Genomic DNA, 17317 nt, shown 5'->3' with positions numbered 1-17317 from the left:
TTCGAATGGACGCCTACAAAAAGGCTGGTGTTGATATTAACGCCGGCTACAAGTTAGTCGATGATATTAAGAATTTATCCAAAAATAGTGACCTTGGCTCATTTGGCGGTCTGTTTCCATTGACATTGGGTGCTTATAAGAATCCAGTACTGGTGTCTGGAACCGACGGTGTTGGGACCAAACTGCTGATTGCCATCAAGGCTGATATGCATAAAACAATCGGCATTGATTTGGTTGCGATGTGTGTCAACGATGTATTGGCTCAAGGTGCCAAACCATTATTCTTCCTGGACTATCTTGGTGTTGGTCACTTAAACAACGAAAAAGCAAAGGATATTTTATCCGGTGTGGTCGATGGTGTTTCTCAAGCCCAAGCCAAGCTGGTCGGTGGCGAAACTGCTGAAATGCCCGATATGTATACCCATGGTCACTACGATCTTGCAGGATTTGCTGTTGGGATTGCCGATAAAGACAAGCTGTTGAGTTCGGATAATCTGCATGAAGGTGACGTGTTGTTGGGGTTGGCCTCTAATGGGCTTCACTCCAATGGGTTCAGCCTGGTAAGAGATATTTTATTCAAGCAGAACTCATATTCCTTGAATGACACGCTTTCCGGTTCCGACCTCGATTTAAAGCATGAGCTTTTACGGCCGACCAAGATTTATGTTAAATCAGTTCTTCCACTGGTTGAACAGGGCAAGATCGCTTCGATTGCCCATATCACTGGTGGCGGGCTGCCAGAAAACGTTGCCCGGATCTTGCCTGATCATTTATCCGCTGAATTCAATTATGGCAGCTGGGAAGTCCCAACGATCATGAAAGATTTGAAGGAGATTGGTGATTTATCGTTTGATGATATTCTGCATACCTTTAATCTTGGTTTGGGAATGGTGATTGCCGTTCATCCCGACGTAGTTGATGATGTTAAGAACCAACTTTCTGCGGCTGGCGAAACAGTTTACCAAGTTGGAAAGCTCATTTCTGGAGACAAACAAGTAATCATTCGAAAGGATCAGCAATGAAATCTGACGTAAAAAACATAGCGATATTTGCATCCGGTGAAGGAACCAATTTCACGGCATTGACTGAAACATTCAAAAAAGAAAAGCTGCCGGTTAATGTCAAACTGTTGGTTTGTGATCATAGTAAAGTTCACGTCCTTGATCGGGCACATAAAGAATCCGTTCCAACTTTTATCATCAATTTTAAGGATTATCCCAATAAAGCAGCCGCTGAAACGGTGATTGCCAAGAAACTTGAAGATGAGCAGATCGACTTCATCATTTTAGCCGGTTACATGCGAATCATCGGTCCCACTTTATTGGCAAAGTATGAAGGCAAAATTATTAATATCCATCCTGCTCTGTTGCCCAAATTCCCTGGTCGTCATGGAATTGAAGATGCCTTTGAGGCCGGTGTTGATACGACTGGCGTCACCGTTCATTGGGTGGATTCGGGAATTGATTCCGGGAAGATCATCGCCCAACGGGAAGTCCCTGTTCACAAGGATGACAAGTTGAGCGACCTCGAGCAGCGGATTCACGCTACCGAACATGTTTTGTATCCAAGCGTTGTCAAACAATTATTAGAAAGAGGAGAAATTTAATGTCTAGAAGAGCCCTTTTAAGTGTTTCTGATAAAAGTAATTTGGTTGATTTTGCTAAGCAATTAAAGGATTTGGATTTTGAAATCGTTTCAACAGGAGGAACCAAGAAAGCACTTGAAGATGCCGGCGTTGATGTTACCGGTGTTGAAGCCGTAACTGGTTTTCCAGAAATGTTGGATGGCCGGGTTAAGACCCTTCACCCAAAGATTCATGCCGGAATTCTTGCTAAACGTGACGATCCAGATCATATGAAACAATTAAAAGATGCTGGGATTACACCAATTGATTTGGTTGCAGTTAATCTGTATCCATTTAAACAGACAATTGAAAAGCCTGAAACAACTCAGGCTGAAGCAATTGAACAAATTGATATTGGTGGTCCATCAATGCTTCGTGCCGCTGCAAAAAACTTTGCCGGTGTGTTGACCGTTGTTGATCCAGCTGATTACCAACCCGTAATCGATGCTCTCAAAGAACATAAAGACGATGCCGATTTCAGAAAACATTTGGCAGCCAAGGTATTCCGTCACACAGCCGCTTATGATGCTTTGATTTCCAACTATCTGACTGAAGAAGAATTCCCTGAAAAGCTGACTTTGACTTACGAAAAGCAGCAGTCATTGCGTTACGGTGAAAACAGCCACCAAAAAGCTGCCTTCTACCGTAAAGCATTACCTTCAAAATTATCAATTATTCCTAACCAGCTTCACGGTAAGGAATTATCATATAACAATATTAAAGATGCCAACGCCGCATTGAACATGGTGGCTGAATTTGATCAACCAACCGTTATCGCAATGAAGCACATGAACCCATGTGGTGTTGGAGTTGCTGACACCCTTGAAAAGGCTTGGGACGAAGCATATGAATCCGACCCAATGTCAATTTTTGGCGGGATTATTGCAGTTAACCGCGAAGTTGATGCAGCAACTGCTGAAAAGATGCACAAGATCTTCTTGGAGATCATCATTGCGCCTTCATATACTGATGAAGCATTTGAAATCCTTGCAAAGAAGAAGAATATTCGTTTGCTTAAAGCTGATTTGAGTCATCGCGATGAACCAGACCGCTTCGAAGAAATTACTGTTAGTGGTGGGATGCTCATTCAAGAAAGTGATCATGAAATCGATCAGATTCCTGATTTCAAAGTCGTTACCAAGACCCAACCAACTGAACAGCAATTGAAGGCATTGCAATTTGGCCAACACGTTGTTAAGCATGTTAAGAGTAATGCGGTTGTTGTGACAACTGACAGCAAGACTTTGGGCGTTGGAATGGGTCAGCCTAACCGAATTGACTCAGCCAAGATTGCCATTCAAAAGGCAATGCCAAAAGATGGATACGAAAATGCCATCATGGCATCAGATGCATTCTTCCCAATGCCAGACTGTGTTGAATACGCTGCAAAGCATGACATTAAAGCAATTATCCAACCTGGTGGCAGCATCAGAGATAAGGATTCAATTGCAATGGCCGATAAGTTTGGTATCGCAATGGTCACAACGGGAGTTAGACATTTCAGGCATTAGAAGCAGAGTGTGACGAGCCCCGGGTGGCCCCGCCGAGTAGGCTAGGTATTTCATGACCGTCGGAGCATAAGGTAAAGGTAACAATAATGAACGGTTTGTGTTCATTGTTGTTAGCTTTGCCTTATGCAGTAGGGGTCAGGGGCATCGGAACACATTTCGGCTAGGATGCCTAAACACCCGAAACAATCAAGCCCACAAAGCAAAACCACAAACAAGCTCCACAAAACGTATCACACAACAAGGCTGCCCCGCAGCCTTCATACATAGAATAAATTACCCAACAAAAAGGAGATCACATCATGGCAAACGTTCTGGTTATCGGTTCTGGTGCACGTGAACACGCAATTGCAGCAACAATGTTGAGAAGTCCTCAAGTTTCAAATGTTTATTGTGCACCGGGCAACCCAGGAATGAAAAAAGACAGCATTCAGGTTGTGGATATTGATGAAATGGATTTTCCAAAACTGGTTGAATTTGCCAAGGAGCATCTCGTTGATTTAACTTTTGTTGGTCCTGAAGTGCCACTTTCCAAAGGAATCGTTGATGCTTTTATTGCCGCTCGTCTGCAAGTATTTGGGCCTGATGAATCGGCTGCCAGACTCGAAAGCGACAAGAACTTTGCCAAGGGGTTCATGCAGCGAAATGATATTCCAACTGCTAAATTCAAGACCTTTGCTGATTTTGATGTAGCCAAGAGTTATGCCGATGAACTTTCACTTCCTTTGGTCGTCAAAGAAAATGGGTTGGCCGCCGGAAAAGGTGTCACAATCGTTAAAGATTCATCGGTTTTGGATTCAACGATCAAAACAGCCCTTGATAAGTCAGGTGAAATTTTGATTGAAGAATTCCTCGAAGGTGAAGAATTCTCATTGATGTTATTTGTCGGTGGCGATAAAAAAGTGATCTTCCCAATTTCTCAAGATCACAAGAAGATCAGCGAAGGCGAGACAGGTCCAAACACTGGCGGAATGGGGGCATATTCACCGGTTCCCCATATTACCCGAGATGTTCTGGATACCACTGTTCAACAAATTGTCGACCCGACGATGGCTGGACTTGCCAAAGAAGATCTGGAATTTGCCGGTGTCATTTACATTGGCTGCATGCTGACAAAACAAGGCCCCAAAGTGATTGAATACAATTTGCGACTTGGTGATCCCGAAACTCAAGTGTTATTACCACAGCTGAAGAGTGATTTTTATCAAATGACTTTGGATTTAATTGACCATAAATTGCCCAAGGTTGAATGGCAGAAGGGTGAATTTTATCTCGGTGTTGTGATTGCTGCACCGGGATATCCAACTTCTCCCAAGCAACACATTGCTTTACCCGAAGATTTACCCGGCAATGTTTTCTACGCGGGTGTAACTGAGGAAGACGGCAAATTGTACAGTTCAGGTGGCCGGATCTTTACTTTGTACAACCATGCATCAACGCTTGAATGCGCTCAGGCAAAAGTATATGCAGAGTTGAGTCGGCTTGATCTGTCCGGATTCTATTATCGAAAAGACATTGGTTTTAGAGACTTATAATGAAATTAAACACTAAAGCGGATACCCAATTTGGGCATCCGCTTTTTAATTCATGATTTTAATTTTTCAGCAAATTCCTTAATATTTTCTTTGGTGAATTTTGACATTGGGACATACAACCCGGCATTTGGATATGCATATTTGAATACTGCATTGCCAAAATTCAACAGGATGAAGTTTGTCGCAGCAGTATCCAGGTCTACGTCTTTATCAAGCTCGCCAGTTTTGACCATTCCAGTAAACTTTTCGATCAGGACAGCCTTTAAATGGGTCGGCAGCTGTTTAATGGCACTGATGATTTCCGGGAATTGATAACCATTCCGTAGGCCCAGCAGGAACAGGGACTTGTGGTTCTCGATAAACTGGTCGTAGGTTTTCGCAACCCGCATCAGATCTTGGACAATGTCACCTTTGATTTCAAATGAATCACTGATATTGTTGATGTCAGCCATATATCCTTCGATCAACTTTGTCAGAATTCCGTGCTTATCTTGAAAATGACGGAAGATTGTACTTTCGTTAACCCCGGCCTGCTCAGCAATTTTTTTAGTGGTGGTGCCTTCGTAGCCGTTGCTGAATAGTAATTCAGAAAATGCGGTCAATATTTTGTCGTCTGTGGATTGGGTTGCAGCCATGTTATCGCTCCATTTCTATTAACTTAACTGTTCAAATTGTAACATTGGTTGGTGTTTTCGCAATGCCACAATGATTAAATCGATTAAGAAAACGGCAATTGTTAGTAGTCCCAATCCCACCAGGGTACCAGTAATTGCGGATCCACCAAACATGGTATTGAAATCCGCCTGAATGCCATAAAACATTGGTGAGACATAGTGACTTGCTTTGAAGAAGCTGTTCATCGTCGCAACTGGAACCATTCCTGCACCAGCAACTACTTGAATCATGGTTAAGAGGATGTTGAGGGCTGTTCCGATCTGGCCCATCGCGAGGACCAGCATTTCGTTGAAATTATATGAGCCAAACAAAAGCAGTCCGTGGATCAGCCAAAGAGACCATAGTTTTGACCAAGCTAATCCCATCATCCCAACAATTGTTGCACTGACAAAGAGTGAACCCAGGGCAGCAAGGATAACCATCGACATTTCCATGAGGGCAAATGATCGATACTTGCCGACTAATTTTGAGAACTTAACGAAAGACCCGTAAAGTAACAATGCGCCGATCAATGATCCGAGATAAATTGCGAGGTTGGAAATAAACGGCGCCATTGAGTTGTTGAGACCGGTTGAAACCTTGTTAGTGGTATGAATGTTGACCATGACTGAATTCTTCACCGGGGCATATGCAGCGGAGGCTTTCTGTTGAATCTTTTGTTGGCCTTCAGTCGCTGCGTTGGTAATTTTAGCTTTTTCCGATACCGTTTCTTGTTGCAGTTTTGCGGCAAGTTGTGCTCTGCTGGATGCCGGTGATGCTTGGATAGTTTGCTTTTCTTGAGCAGCTTTTTGTTTGAGGAGGGTTTCCTGTTTTTTGAGCTGAGTCTGTAACTTCATCAATGGCTCTTTTGTCAGCATTGCTTCGCCTTTCTTTAAGATGACTTGCTGGCTTACAGAAGATCCGATTGTATTGGCCACAGATTTCATTCCTGAAACGACCGATGTTTGATTGGATTCGTTAATATAAAAATTTAGTTTAGCGGGTTGGTTCGCCTTTACATTTTTTGAAAAATTGCTTGGGACATGAATAACAAGATATGTTTTGCGGTTATTCAAATTCTTTTTCGCTTTGCTCAAATCAGAGGTGGTCTTAACAGTATCAAAAGGTAACGACTTTGTGATTTGACTGGTTAGCTTGCTATTTTGCTTGTTGCTGCTGACAACTGTAACCGGTAATTTGTCCATATTTGTTGGCATTGCGTGATATCCAGTGTAATAAACAGCGAAGATAAAAATGCCATAAAGCAGGGCAACAACTAATGCTAGAATTGGTCCTCTACTGGTAATAAATTTTTTTAAGTTCATGATGGTGCCTCCTGAAATATTTGTTTTTAACGATTTTTAGATTACCACCATTTTTAAATGCATGCAAGTACATGCTTGCATTTTAAAATATTTGCCATCAAAAAAAGACACCAAATCCTTTGGAGGAGAAGGTGTCTCAACTGTAAAATTATTTTTTACGAAGGAATACAAAATTCGTCTCTGATGAATAAGCCTCAGCGAACTTATAATTAGGTGAATCAAATTGTTTCAGTTCTTCAACATCGGCAACCTGGTGCTCTGCCATAAACCGGACCATTTCACCACGGGCCATCTTGGCAAAGGTTGCGCGGGTTTTGATGCTACCATCCACCAGGTGGCCAAAGGTGATATTAATAAATTGATCGTTGGGCTTCAGAAATTTGGTGACAGCTTTTGAATACTCTTGTGAGGCCAAATTGATGATCGGGCCATCATTGACCAGGGATCGGTAGATGCAGTCACCCCAATAATCATACATATTTTTTGCTGAACCGACTGCCAGTCGCGTATCCATATCAAACCGATAGGGGGCCACGCCATCGAAGGGTTTCAGGATTCCGTAAAATCCCGACAGAATTCGAAGACTATTCTGTAGATAGTCTAAACCGTCTTCACTCAACAGATCCGGTGCCATATATTGATATTGAATCCCCGAAAAGCTGAGGATTGCCGGTGTCAGTTGACGGTGCAGATCGATTTGCTGTAATTGCTCGTAACTGGATTGAGTCAGCTTGTCACTGGTATGCCACAGCTTTTTGAGCTGATCATAGTTCAATTTACGCAACTTACTCAGTATTTCAGCTGCTTGATCGAGATACATCGGCATTCCCCGCACATCAAAGTCATCTTGATTAACGACCATTTTCTTAGCGGGTGAAATAATGACTTTCATCGCTAATCGTTCTCTTTAAGCCAGCTATCAAGGACGTTGATAAATTCATCGTGCTGATCCAGCAGGGCTAAATGACGGCTGTTGGCAAATAGATGCCACTTGGCACCTGGAATATGATCGTAAACTGTCTTGGCGATTAACGGCGTACAGAGGTCGTCTGTGCCGTTGGTAACCAACACTGGTACATGAATGTTCTTTAGGTCGTCAGTGACGTCAAAGTCGCTGATTGTGCCGTTCTCGGTGAACTCGTTGGGTCCCTCGGCAATTAAGCTGGCTTTTTTACCATTGGTTGGTCGACGTAATGGCTCTGGCGAATTTTCATCGGGATCATCCCAACAGTACATTTCCATATAACGGTCGTTGGCAGCCAAATATTTGGGACCGGAAAAGTCCCCGGTACGCTCTGCTTCGGCAATTGCCTGGCGGTCTTCATAGCTGAGGTATTTCAACAGGCGGTGTTGTTCTTTAATCCATAACTGAATGGAAGAAGGTGAGCCATCGATCATGACACTTTTAACACCTTCCTGGCTGTAATGGGTCAGGTAAAGCATTTCCAGCATTCCACCCCATGATTGGCCGAGCATATGTACTTCATCCAAGTGCAAATATTTTCTGAGGGCGATTAATTCTTCCGCCCAGGTTTCTTTAACGTAAATGGATTCGTCTTCTGGAAGAGAAGATTTTCCACAGCCAACCTGGTCATACATAATCAATTGGCGGCCGGTATCAGCGTAATCGTCGAGCAATTCGAAATAGTTGTGAGAGGATCCCGGACCACCATGAATTAGTAGCAGTGGTGCCTTGCCAGGCGTCTTTTCCCCAACAATTCGATAGTATGTTTTGTAGCCTTTGAATGGCATGTATCCTTCTTCAATCTTCATTAAATAATCAAGTCCTTTCATGCAAAATTGTTTGATTGGCATAAATTATACTCCAGTTGGCAGACAATTATTAGAGGATTTATCATAAATAGACAAAACAAAGGCTGGATGTGATTACCCATCCAGCCTTTGTTCAGTCATACAGATTATTCATTGATTAGTTTTTCTCTTAGCTGATCAACCGAGGTATACGTATCATCAGGGTTGAGCTTTTCAAGTTCTTTGGTTTTGGCATTAATTGACCAGGCAGCCGAGTAGCACTTGATCCCGGCTTCGTTACAAGCAGTGACGTCGCTTGGGGCATCACCTATGTATGCCATGTCTTCCTTGGTGGCACCATATTGCTTGATGACATCACCAAACTGCTTTGCTTTAATGGAGCCGTCCGGTGAACCCGACAGTACAGGAGAGAAAGAGTCGCTCAAGCCGAGGGAATCAAGGCTGACCTGCAGGCTTTGTTCACCTTTGCCGGTGATCATTGGTGTGATAACCTTACGTTCGTGAAGTTCCTTGATTAATTTCTCGATGCCTTCAAACGGGTGGCGCAACTGAAGATGTGCCCGACGATAATTTTCGTGGAAGGTTTTTAACACTTCATCAGAATAATCGGGAACCAACTCTTTAAGCATTCCAATTTCATTAGCTCCAAAAGTGGCGAGGATGACCTGGTTACTGATCCACTTACCAGTGTAATCATGAACAGTTCTTCTAAACGAGTCAAAGATAACAGGGAAAGTCTCAGCGACCGTTCCATCCATATCAAACGCAATAATTTTTTCCATTACTAATTTTGACCTACCTTTCGAAGTACATGGCAAGGATTCCCAACCTGGACGTTGCGTTCACAACAGGATTCCTAAATGTGCCTATACAACCATTATCGGCTACTATAGGAAATTATTCAAATAATAAAAAAATCGCCGGCAAAATGTCGACGATTCATCAAAAATTTCATTTAATTATGCTTGCTTCAAGCTCAACTTCTTCAGTCCGGGTAAAGTGATCATGGTGATGAAGCTGATGACGTAGAGGATTGATAAGAAGCCCATAACAACTGTTAATGAATAGTTGTCCATCAGGATTCCGATAATGACTGATGAGAAGCCACCAACCGCACGGCCAATGTTAACGATGACGTTGTTGGCAGTTGACCGGATTTCGGTTGGGTATAGGCGACTGATAACGGCACCGTAACCACCAAACATGCCGTTGGAGAAGAAGCCAACGATGGCACCAATGATAAGCAGAGAAATTGTGTTGTGTGCCAATGTGATGGTGAAGACCATTGCTGCTGAGGCAATCAGGAAGATTCCAAATGCCCGGCGTGGTCCGAAGTAATCAAGGATTGAACCGAAAGTAATCATTCCAAGGCTCATTCCAATGATTGTTGAAATCATCCAGAGTGATGATCCTGAAACGTTTAAGCCCAATTGTTTTTGAACAATGATTGGCAGCCAGTTCATTAAGCCGAAGTATCCGGCAATTTGAACAGTGGTCATAATCATCAATGCAAAACTTTGATAGGCTAATTTGGGTGAACTGAACATGTATTTGAAGACGGCGCTGGTTGTTGATTCTTTCTTTTCTGCTTCAACTTTCTTTGCTTCAACGAATTCCTGAGTTTCGCTCAAGTGACGACGAACAAAGTAAGTTAAGACAACTGGTACGATTCCAACAAGGAACAGTGCATGCCAGCCCAGGTGAGGGATGACGATTGCGGCTGTGACCGCTGCAAGAATGGCACCAATCTGGCCGCCAATTGCAGCAACGGACGTCATTTTACCGATTTGGTTCTTGTGGAATGATTCGGCAATCATTGAGATGCCGACACCATACTCACCACCGGCACCAATTCCGGCTAAGAACCGTAGTATGTAAATCAATGTAATGTTATTGGCAAAGGCCATCATTGCGGTTGCGAATGCAAAGATGAAGATGGTGTAGGTGAAAGTCTTAACCCGGCCGAAACGGTCACCGATCAAGCCAAACATAATGCCGCCAAATAACATTCCCAAGTTCGTGATTGAGCCAATCAGCCCGGCAGCGCCACCGCTAAGATGTAATTGGCCAATCATTGAACTCATTGCAAAGGATAAAAATAGCACATCCATATTTTCCAATGCGAATCCAGAACTGGTAGAAGCAATTACCCATTTCTGATTCTTTGTAAAAGTACGGCTGTGCGTAAGTGTATTTGTATTTTCCATGTTCGTTCCTCCAAATGAATGCTCGCTGACATTCTTTATTTTTGCTGTTCATATTATTACACGGATGTTCTGGGAATGCAAGGTGATTAATTAAGGATATCGGTGATTGTTTGCTTAGCTTGGACAAAGGAGGGTGTATCAAGTAGGCTCACAAATTCTGCATGACGACTTTGAAAATCATAAGTAAAAAATTGAAGTGGATTCACAAACCCATCAATCTTTTCGTTATTAACTCTGATTAGAAAGCCACTTTCTCGTAACGAGTTGTTCACTGCATGGGTTATTGGGGCAACCACTACCAAGTGAGTCATTCGACTGTAACCTTGATTGCTTAAAACCAGAGCAGGTCGTCGTTTCCTGATTTCATGACCGACGGATGGATCGAAGTCAATGTAGATGATGTCTTGTTGATTTGGGATGTATGGTCTAATCTTTGGGGATTTCATTGCCAACTAATTTACCCCCAAATTCTTCTTGTTGTTTTAAATCGTGTGATTCTATGAACGCTTCATTGTGGAATGGATTGTCGTGCTTTGGGACATAAACAATTACACCATCTCTACCCTGAAAGACATCAAACTCGTGTGCAATTGGTTTGATATCATTTGGGACAGTTAAGGTGTTCGAATTGCCAACCTTGCGAATTTTAACTGACATGGATATCACTCCTTTCTTTTGTATACATGAAGTATACACAGAATGCGCCCGATATTCAACAAATGTGATCAATAAGTTTCACTTGAACAACCTGGTCCAACGTGATAAAGTTATAAACAAATAAAAGAGCTTTAATTTGGTTCAGAGAGGCCAAAAGCGGACGACAAAATAATCAAAGAGTCCGTGATTTTGCAGGAATTTGGTACAGGGATGTACTGAGTTCTGCAGTCTCGGGCTCTTTTTCTGTAATCAACCAGGAGGGTAATTATGCGAGGACCGTTAATTGTATCACTTGATGTTTGGAATCGAGAAGGCTTGTTCAAAATTATCGACCAGTTTCCAACGGACGAAGGCATGACTGTAAAAATCGGCATGGAGCTGTTTTACGGTGAAGGGCCAGAAATCGTTAAGGAGCTGCTTAATAAGGGCTTTAAAATCTTCTTGGATCTCAAGCTTCAAGATATTCCCAACACAGTCAAAATGGGAATGATGCAAATTGGTCGGATGGGCGTTACCTATACCACTGTTCATGCGCTTGGCGGTTCGGAAATGATTTCAGCGGCTAAGGAAGGTTTGGAACTCGGTAGTGAAGAAGCTGGAGTTCCAACACCCAAGTTGCTTGCCGTAACCGAGTTAACCTCAATTACCGAGGATGCTTTGGAAAACGAGCAGAACTGCAAATTAGATATGGTCAATCAGGTTGTTTCATTGGCTAAATTAGCTAAGCGATCCGGTGCCGATGGGGTTATTACTTCACCACTTGAAGTGAGCTCGTTAAAAGAACAGGTTGGCGATGACTTCCTATATGTTACCCCAGGAATTCGACCAGCCAACTTCCCCAAGGATGATCAGTCACGGACTGCCACACCAAAGCAGGCTGCCGAGTATGGTAGTTTAGCATTAGTTGTCGGCCGGCCAATCATTCGAGCTGAAGATCCGGTTGCCGCATATCATAAAATGTTGGAGGAATGGAACTATGCAAACTAATCAAATTATTCAATCATTGATTGATAACCAAATTGTCAGTATCAACCTTGAAAAGCCATTTAGATATGCGAGCGGGATTTTATCTCCTATTTACACCGACTTTCGATTGACTATTTCAATTCCGTCACTTAGAGACATGATTGCTGACGGTTTAGCCGAAAACATCAAAAAGAATTATCCTGATGCCACAGTTATTGGTGGGGTTGCCACAGCCGGAATTCCCCACGCTGCATGGGTAGCCGAACGACTAGACCTGCCACTGATTTATGTCCGAGCCAAGCCAAAGGATCATGGTGCCGGCAAACAGATTGAAGGTCGAATCACCAAGGATGACAAAGTTGTTTTGATTGATGATTTGATTTCAACTGGTGGAAGTGTCCTGGGAGCCGTTAAAGCCGTTCGCAATGAAGGTGTTAATGTGATTGGTGTGGCATCGGTATTCACATACGGATTGCCGGATGCCGACAAGAACTTTGCCGACGCAGACACGAAGCTCGTTCCACTACTCAGTTACGCTGATTTGATTGCCCAAGGTCACAAAGAAAATAAATTCTCAGACGAACAATATTCACGTTTATCAACTTGGCACAAAGCCCCTTGGGACTGGACAAAACGGGAGGAAGCAAATGCAAAATAATATCTCACTCGCCTCACACATTGGCGACTACCAATTCGATAACTTACTATTAAATGCTGCCGGCGTTCGCTGCTCAACCACTGATGAGCTTAACAAAACATTGGATTCAATGGCTGGTGGTTGTGTTACCAAGAGTGCCACACCAGAAGAACGGGCCGGAAACGAAAGCCCACGGATGAAGGCATTACCCCTTGGAAGCATTAATTCAATGGGATTGCCTAATCATGGGATCGATTATTATTTGAAATTTGCTGAAGAAAACCAAGGCAAGAACGGTAAGCAGGTTATCCTGTCAATCGCCGGCTTGTCAATTGATCAAAATATTGAAATGCTCAAAAAAGTTCAGGACAGTTCATTTAGCGGTTTAACTGAATTGAACCTGTCATGCCCAAACGTTAAAGGGAAGTCCCAAGTTGGTTATGACTTTGACGCAGTTCGGGACGTTTTGACTTCAACATTCAAGTTCTTCAAAAAACCACTTGGTTTGAAGCTGCCACCATACTTTGATTTTAATCAATTTAATGGGATTGCCGAAGTTCTCAACGACTTCCCAATTACTTACATCAACGTTATCAACTCAATTGGTAATGGTTTGGTTGTTGATCCAGAGACTGAATCAGTAGTGATTAAGCCAAAGGGTGGTTTTGGCGGACTTGGCGGCGACTACGTTAAGCCAACTGCATTGGCTAACGTTCGTGCCCTTCGTCAACGGTTGAACCCAGAAATTTCCATCATTGGAACTGGTGGCATCAAGTCAGGAATGGATGTTTTCGAACATGTCCTTTGCGGTGCCAACTTGGTTCAAATTGGAACTGCATTCGGTTATGAAGGCACACCAATTTTCGAACGGATTTCTAAAGAATTAAAAGAAATTATGGATAAAAAAGGTTATAAGACTCTGGATGATTTCAGAGGGAAACTCAAAACAATCTAAATAACACAAAGTTCCAGCCAATTCGGCTGGAACTTTTTTATTATTTCATCGTATATCCACCGTCTGCAGTAAATTCTTGCCCGGTTACGTAACTCGCTTCATCAGATGCCAGGAAGTTGACGACGTTAGCCAGTTCTTCTGGTTTACCAAATCTGCCCATTGGAATTTCCCTCAGACTTGCTTTGTTCTGCTCATCTGGAATGTCGTTTAAGATTGGTGTTTGGATGACCCCTGGGTGAACCGAATTGACTCGGATGTGATCGCCAACCAAATCAAGGGCAGCATCTTTCGTCATGCCACGAACAGCATACTTGCTGGCACCATACGCAATTGAGATTGGCATGGCGACTAGTCCTCCGATAGAAGAAATATTGACAATTGACTCAGAACCAGTTTTTCTCATGGATGGGAGTACATATTTCATACCATAGAAGACAGAGTATTGATTAATCTTGATGACCTTATCGTATTCTTCTGGGGTAATTTCATCAATGGGTTTCATGATGCCAATTCCTGCATTGTTCACCAGTACATTAATGTCACCAAATTTTGATTCCCCATCAGCGACGACCCGTTTCCAATCATCAATCGAGGATACATCTTGCTTGAAGAAGACAGTATTCTCTCCAAGCTCTTGTTGAACCTTCTTGCCATTTTCTTCATTAACATCAGTAATAATGACTTTTGCACCATGGTCAATAAAATTCTTGGCAAATGCTTTTCCCATGCCACTTGCGGCTCCAGTGATAATTGCAACTTTATTTGTCAAATCTGCCATAATATAACCCCCTTGAGAAATTTTTGATTACACCCCAAGAATACCACGCCAACGCTTTCAACCACATGATTATGTTTCTAGCGATGAAGAGAAATCATTCTGCGTTACAATTAACATAATCACATTTTCGAAAGGAGTCATCACATGCCAACAACCAAACTACCAGATTACATCGAGGTCATCGGTGGAAAAGTGAACAACTTAAAAAACATTAATGTCAATATTCCTTTACATAAATTTGTCGCAATTTCCGGGCTTTCCGGTTCCGGTAAATCATCACTGGCAATGGGCATTTTGTATTCCGAAGGGGCTCGCCGTTATCTTGATTCACTGGCGACATATACCCGTCGCCGGATCAGTCAGGTTGGGCGGGCCGATGTGGACTCGGTTAAACATATTCCGTCTGCCTTGGCCTTGCGTCAACGGCCGACTGTTCCTGGAACTCGTTCAACGGTTGGCACGATGACTGAAATCTTCAACGTTCTGCGATTGATGTACTCACGCTTAGGTTCACCCAAATGCCCCAATGGTCATCAAGTACCGCCAACAATTAAGATTGCTGAAGCTATGGACGTCATGGGGGATCAAATGGGTGTGATTACCTGCCCAACCTGTGGTGTTCAATTTCATGCTTTCGGTGCTGAAGATTTTGCCTTTAATTCAGATGGCGCCTGCCCGAAATGTGAAGGACTGGGAATCACCAAACAGCTGGATCCGGATAGATTAATTGGCGACGAAACCAAGACGATCCGTGATGGAGCCGTTGCCGCATGGCGGACGCCGGGCCGTAACTTCATGCCGATTGTCGCTCAAGCTGCCGGTGTCAGGATTGATGTGCCTTATAACCAGTTGACCGACAAAGAAAAAGACATGGTCTTACATGGCCAGCAGAAACACTATGCCATCGATATTCCCAGCAAAAATGGGCGAGTCTTTCATATGGACAACGCGCTGTATGAAAATGCTTATAATGCCATCGAAGACAGTATGGCAACCACCAAAAGTGAGATTGCTTTGAAACGTTTGAACCGTTTCTATCGATTCTTTACCTGCCCCATGTGCCACGGAACCCGAATGAATCCCAATCGTCTGGGGCAGTTGATTGATGGGATGAATATTGCCGAAGCCAGTCATATGCCGATTGGAAAGCTGCCGGCATTTGTTGACCGAATCAAGAAGTGGCTGCCGGCAAATATGCAGAAATTGGCGAAGAATTTGACAACCGAACTGTTGAATCAAACTCAGCCTTTGTTGGACCTTGGTTTGGATTATTTGACCATGGATCGGGCTGGTGCGTCACTTTCAACCGGTGAACTTCAACGAATTCAGCTTGGCCGGACTCTGAGAACTCAGACAACTGGGGTCCTGTATGTATTGGATGAACCATCTGTCGGCCTGCACCCTGATAATGTTTCCGGATTAATCAAGATTTTCCATCAGCTGGTGGAACAGGGGAATTCCCTTGTGGTGGTTGACCATGAAACGTCGATCATTGATGCGGCCGACTACATTATTGAAATTGGCCCTGGATCAGGTGTCAATGGCGGTCAAGTCATTGACCAGGGAACTCCAACTCAAATTCGCCAGAGCAAGCATTCTTTGATTGGCCCATTTTTGACTGGGGATGCAAAGCTACTGACCAGAAAGATTGCTGACAACGATGCTTTTGCCAAAGGGTCAGTGACGTTAACGATTAATCAGCGCTTTAACTTGAACAATGTAACCGCTGAATTTCCAGTTAATCGGCTGATTGCAGTTACCGGATTTTCGGGTGCCGGCAAGACAACTCTAGTTCTGGATGGCCTGCTTGACGCCTTTAGTGCCAAGTTCCACAAACATTCGCTGCCAAGCTATATCAGCAAATTCGAACCCGGCAAAATGAAACACGTTGTCAGTGTTGACGCGACACCCGTTGGTAAGAATGCCCGTTCGACGTTGGCAACTTATACAAATATCATGGATAATCTCCGCAAAAAGTTTGCTCAACTACCGGATGCCAAGAAGCATCATTACACGCCCAGCTATTTTTCTTACAATAATAAGCAGGGTGCGTGCCCGGCTTGCGGTGGAACTGGTGAAATTTCTCTGGATATTCAGTATCTGCCTGATATGGTAGAGACTTGTCCAACCTGCAAAGGCCGTCGATTTAATCAAGATATTTTGAAGATTAAGTGGAACGGTAAGTCGATTGCCGATGTCCTCGATTACGATGTTGATCACGCAATTGAGCTGTTTAAAGATGATGAATCAATTCTAAAAACCTTGGAAGTCCTTCAACAGATGGGACTTGGCTATCTCCACTTAGGTGAATCTACTCCAAGCCTTTCCGGTGGTGAAGCGCAACGCTTGAAGCTGACGTCTCACATGAAGAGCCGTCAAAATGATACTTTGTTTATATTCGATGAACCCACAGTGGGGCTGCATCCGCTGGACGTTCATGTCTTGCTGAAAGTCTTCTCGCAGCTGATCGATCAGGGAGCCACCGTTCTCATGATTACCCATGATCTCGACTTGATGGCCAACGCCGATTATCTGATCGATATGGGACCTCGCGGGGGCGATCAAGGTGGTCGGATTGTTGCTAAAGGCCGACCACAGGATTTGATTAAGGATCCAAAGAGTTTGACGACAAAGTATTTGGCAGAACATTTTAAAAAATTTGATCAAAAATAACTCCCAAATGATTGCTTAAGGAGGA

The 17317-nt window shown here is 43.4% G+C and carries 17 protein-coding genes; 8 read left to right on the top strand and 9 right to left on the bottom strand.

What is annotated here, in order from left to right; genetic code table 11:
• Window positions 1-5 precede the first annotated feature (5 nt).
• The 4 genes from purM to purD all read left to right on the top strand — a co-directional run bounded on the left by purM (window position 6) and on the right by purD (window position 4667).
• Complete coding sequence (purM, locus tag FD17_RS07370; RefSeq protein ID WP_057825147.1) at window positions 6-1022, top strand: phosphoribosylformylglycinamidine cyclo-ligase; 1017 nt, start codon at window positions 6-8, stop codon at window positions 1020-1022.
• Window positions 1019-1606, top strand: a complete 588-nt coding sequence (purN, locus tag FD17_RS07365; protein ID WP_057825145.1) for a phosphoribosylglycinamide formyltransferase — start codon at window positions 1019-1021, stop codon at window positions 1604-1606. The genes purM and purN overlap by 4 nt, the downstream gene beginning before the upstream one ends.
• The gene (gene purH, locus FD17_RS07360; RefSeq protein ID WP_057825143.1) at window positions 1606-3135 is read left to right on the top strand and encodes a bifunctional phosphoribosylaminoimidazolecarboxamide formyltransferase/IMP cyclohydrolase; all 1530 of its coding nucleotides are present in this window, start codon (window positions 1606-1608) and stop codon (window positions 3133-3135) included. Before purN ends, purH begins: the two co-directional genes overlap by 1 nt.
• Before the next feature lie 299 nt (window positions 3136-3434).
• Window positions 3435-4667 (top strand): phosphoribosylamine--glycine ligase, encoded by a 1233-nt coding sequence (gene purD / locus FD17_RS07355; protein ID WP_057825140.1) that lies wholly within the window; start codon window positions 3435-3437, stop codon window positions 4665-4667.
• Between the two features lie 50 nt (window positions 4668-4717).
• Here the strand turns inward: purD and FD17_RS07350 are convergent, their stop codons facing one another.
• The 8 genes from FD17_RS07350 to FD17_RS07315 form a co-directional block, all read right to left on the bottom strand.
• On the bottom strand, window positions 4718-5302 hold the full coding sequence (locus FD17_RS07350) for a TetR/AcrR family transcriptional regulator (RefSeq protein WP_057825138.1): 585 nt from the start codon (window positions 5300-5302) through the stop codon (window positions 4718-4720).
• A gap of 18 nt (window positions 5303-5320) precedes the next feature.
• Window positions 5321-6646 carry a YhgE/Pip domain-containing protein gene (locus FD17_RS07345; protein WP_057825137.1) on the bottom strand — a complete coding sequence of 442 codons (1326 nt, stop codon included), beginning with the start codon at window positions 6644-6646 and terminating at the stop codon, window positions 5321-5323.
• Between the two features lie 148 nt (window positions 6647-6794).
• Window positions 6795-7538, bottom strand: a complete 744-nt coding sequence (gene yaaA / locus FD17_RS07340) for a peroxide stress protein YaaA (protein ID WP_057825135.1) — start codon at window positions 7536-7538, stop codon at window positions 6795-6797.
• Between the two features lie 2 nt (window positions 7539-7540).
• Window positions 7541-8419, bottom strand: a complete 879-nt coding sequence (pepI, locus tag FD17_RS07335) for a proline iminopeptidase (RefSeq protein ID WP_057825218.1) — start codon at window positions 8417-8419, stop codon at window positions 7541-7543.
• A 146-nt stretch (window positions 8420-8565) separates the two neighbouring features.
• The gene (locus FD17_RS07330; protein WP_176744895.1) at window positions 8566-9201 is read right to left on the bottom strand and encodes an HAD family hydrolase; all 636 of its coding nucleotides are present in this window, start codon (window positions 9199-9201) and stop codon (window positions 8566-8568) included.
• 177 nt (window positions 9202-9378) lie between these two features.
• Window positions 9379-10626: an MFS transporter gene (locus FD17_RS07325; RefSeq protein ID WP_057825130.1), complete on the bottom strand. Its 1248-nt coding sequence runs from the start codon at window positions 10624-10626 to the stop codon at window positions 9379-9381.
• A gap of 86 nt (window positions 10627-10712) precedes the next feature.
• Window positions 10713-11072, bottom strand: coding sequence for a type II toxin-antitoxin system PemK/MazF family toxin (locus FD17_RS07320; protein ID WP_176744896.1), 360 nt, complete (start codon window positions 11070-11072; stop codon window positions 10713-10715).
• Window positions 11053-11283 (bottom strand): hypothetical protein, encoded by a 231-nt coding sequence (locus FD17_RS07315; protein ID WP_057825126.1) that lies wholly within the window; start codon window positions 11281-11283, stop codon window positions 11053-11055. Before FD17_RS07315 ends, FD17_RS07320 begins: the two co-directional genes overlap by 20 nt.
• Before the next feature lie 267 nt (window positions 11284-11550).
• Between FD17_RS07315 and pyrF the strand changes: the two genes are divergently transcribed.
• The 3 genes from pyrF to FD17_RS07300 are packed head-to-tail and all read left to right on the top strand — an operon-like array spanning window position 11551 to window position 13841.
• Complete coding sequence (pyrF, locus tag FD17_RS07310) at window positions 11551-12270, top strand: orotidine-5'-phosphate decarboxylase (protein ID WP_057825124.1); 720 nt, start codon at window positions 11551-11553, stop codon at window positions 12268-12270.
• Window positions 12260-12907: an orotate phosphoribosyltransferase gene (pyrE, locus tag FD17_RS07305; protein WP_057825122.1), complete on the top strand. Its 648-nt coding sequence runs from the start codon at window positions 12260-12262 to the stop codon at window positions 12905-12907. Before pyrF ends, pyrE begins: the two co-directional genes overlap by 11 nt.
• Window positions 12897-13841 carry a dihydroorotate oxidase gene (locus FD17_RS07300; protein WP_057825120.1) on the top strand — a complete coding sequence of 315 codons (945 nt, stop codon included), beginning with the start codon at window positions 12897-12899 and terminating at the stop codon, window positions 13839-13841. The genes pyrE and FD17_RS07300 overlap by 11 nt, the downstream gene beginning before the upstream one ends.
• A gap of 40 nt (window positions 13842-13881) precedes the next feature.
• Here the strand turns inward: FD17_RS07300 and FD17_RS07295 are convergent, their stop codons facing one another.
• A complete protein-coding gene (locus FD17_RS07295) occupies window positions 13882-14619 on the bottom strand; it encodes an SDR family NAD(P)-dependent oxidoreductase (protein WP_057825118.1) in 738 nt (245 codons plus the stop codon).
• A 144-nt stretch (window positions 14620-14763) separates the two neighbouring features.
• Between FD17_RS07295 and FD17_RS07290 the strand changes: the two genes are divergently transcribed.
• On the top strand, window positions 14764-17292 hold the full coding sequence (locus FD17_RS07290; RefSeq protein WP_057825116.1) for an excinuclease ABC subunit UvrA: 2529 nt from the start codon (window positions 14764-14766) through the stop codon (window positions 17290-17292).
• Window positions 17293-17317: the final 25 nt, after the last annotated feature.

It is taken from the genome of Lentilactobacillus sunkii DSM 19904 (assembly GCF_001435575.1).
GTDB lineage: Bacteria > Bacillota > Bacilli > Lactobacillales > Lactobacillaceae > Lentilactobacillus > Lentilactobacillus sunkii.
The sequence above is the reverse complement of the archived record's forward strand: the minus strand, read 5'-3'. Positions and strand labels throughout refer to the sequence as shown.

What these genes read in the sequence shown, in the direction of transcription:
- pepI (WP_057825218.1), bottom strand. Translation starts at nt 8,419, where the DNA reads ATGAAGATTGAAGAAGGATACATGCCATTCAAAGGCTACAAAACATAC.
- purM (WP_057825147.1), top strand. Translation starts at nt 6, where the DNA reads ATGGACGCCTACAAAAAGGCTGGTGTTGATATTAACGCCGGCTACAAG.
- FD17_RS07300 (WP_057825120.1), top strand. Translation starts at nt 12,897, where the DNA reads ATGCAAAATAATATCTCACTCGCCTCACACATTGGCGACTACCAATTC.
- purN (WP_057825145.1), top strand. Translation starts at nt 1,019, where the DNA reads ATGAAATCTGACGTAAAAAACATAGCGATATTTGCATCCGGTGAAGGA.
- purD (WP_057825140.1), top strand. Translation starts at nt 3,435, where the DNA reads ATGGCAAACGTTCTGGTTATCGGTTCTGGTGCACGTGAACACGCAATT.
- FD17_RS07320 (WP_176744896.1), bottom strand. Translation starts at nt 11,072, where the DNA reads ATGAAATCCCCAAAGATTAGACCATACATCCCAAATCAACAAGACATC.
- FD17_RS07350 (WP_057825138.1), bottom strand. Translation starts at nt 5,302, where the DNA reads ATGGCTGCAACCCAATCCACAGACGACAAAATATTGACCGCATTTTCT.
- FD17_RS07295 (WP_057825118.1), bottom strand. Translation starts at nt 14,619, where the DNA reads ATGGCAGATTTGACAAATAAAGTTGCAATTATCACTGGAGCCGCAAGT.
- FD17_RS07330 (WP_176744895.1), bottom strand. Translation starts at nt 9,201, where the DNA reads ATGGAAAAAATTATTGCGTTTGATATGGATGGAACGGTCGCTGAGACT.
- pyrF (WP_057825124.1), top strand. Translation starts at nt 11,551, where the DNA reads ATGCGAGGACCGTTAATTGTATCACTTGATGTTTGGAATCGAGAAGGC.
- FD17_RS07290 (WP_057825116.1), top strand. Translation starts at nt 14,764, where the DNA reads ATGCCAACAACCAAACTACCAGATTACATCGAGGTCATCGGTGGAAAA.
- FD17_RS07325 (WP_057825130.1), bottom strand. Translation starts at nt 10,626, where the DNA reads ATGGAAAATACAAATACACTTACGCACAGCCGTACTTTTACAAAGAAT.
- FD17_RS07345 (WP_057825137.1), bottom strand. Translation starts at nt 6,646, where the DNA reads ATGAACTTAAAAAAATTTATTACCAGTAGAGGACCAATTCTAGCATTA.
- purH (WP_057825143.1), top strand. Translation starts at nt 1,606, where the DNA reads ATGTCTAGAAGAGCCCTTTTAAGTGTTTCTGATAAAAGTAATTTGGTT.
- pyrE (WP_057825122.1), top strand. Translation starts at nt 12,260, where the DNA reads ATGCAAACTAATCAAATTATTCAATCATTGATTGATAACCAAATTGTC.
- yaaA (WP_057825135.1), bottom strand. Translation starts at nt 7,538, where the DNA reads ATGAAAGTCATTATTTCACCCGCTAAGAAAATGGTCGTTAATCAAGAT.
- FD17_RS07315 (WP_057825126.1), bottom strand. Translation starts at nt 11,283, where the DNA reads ATGTCAGTTAAAATTCGCAAGGTTGGCAATTCGAACACCTTAACTGTC.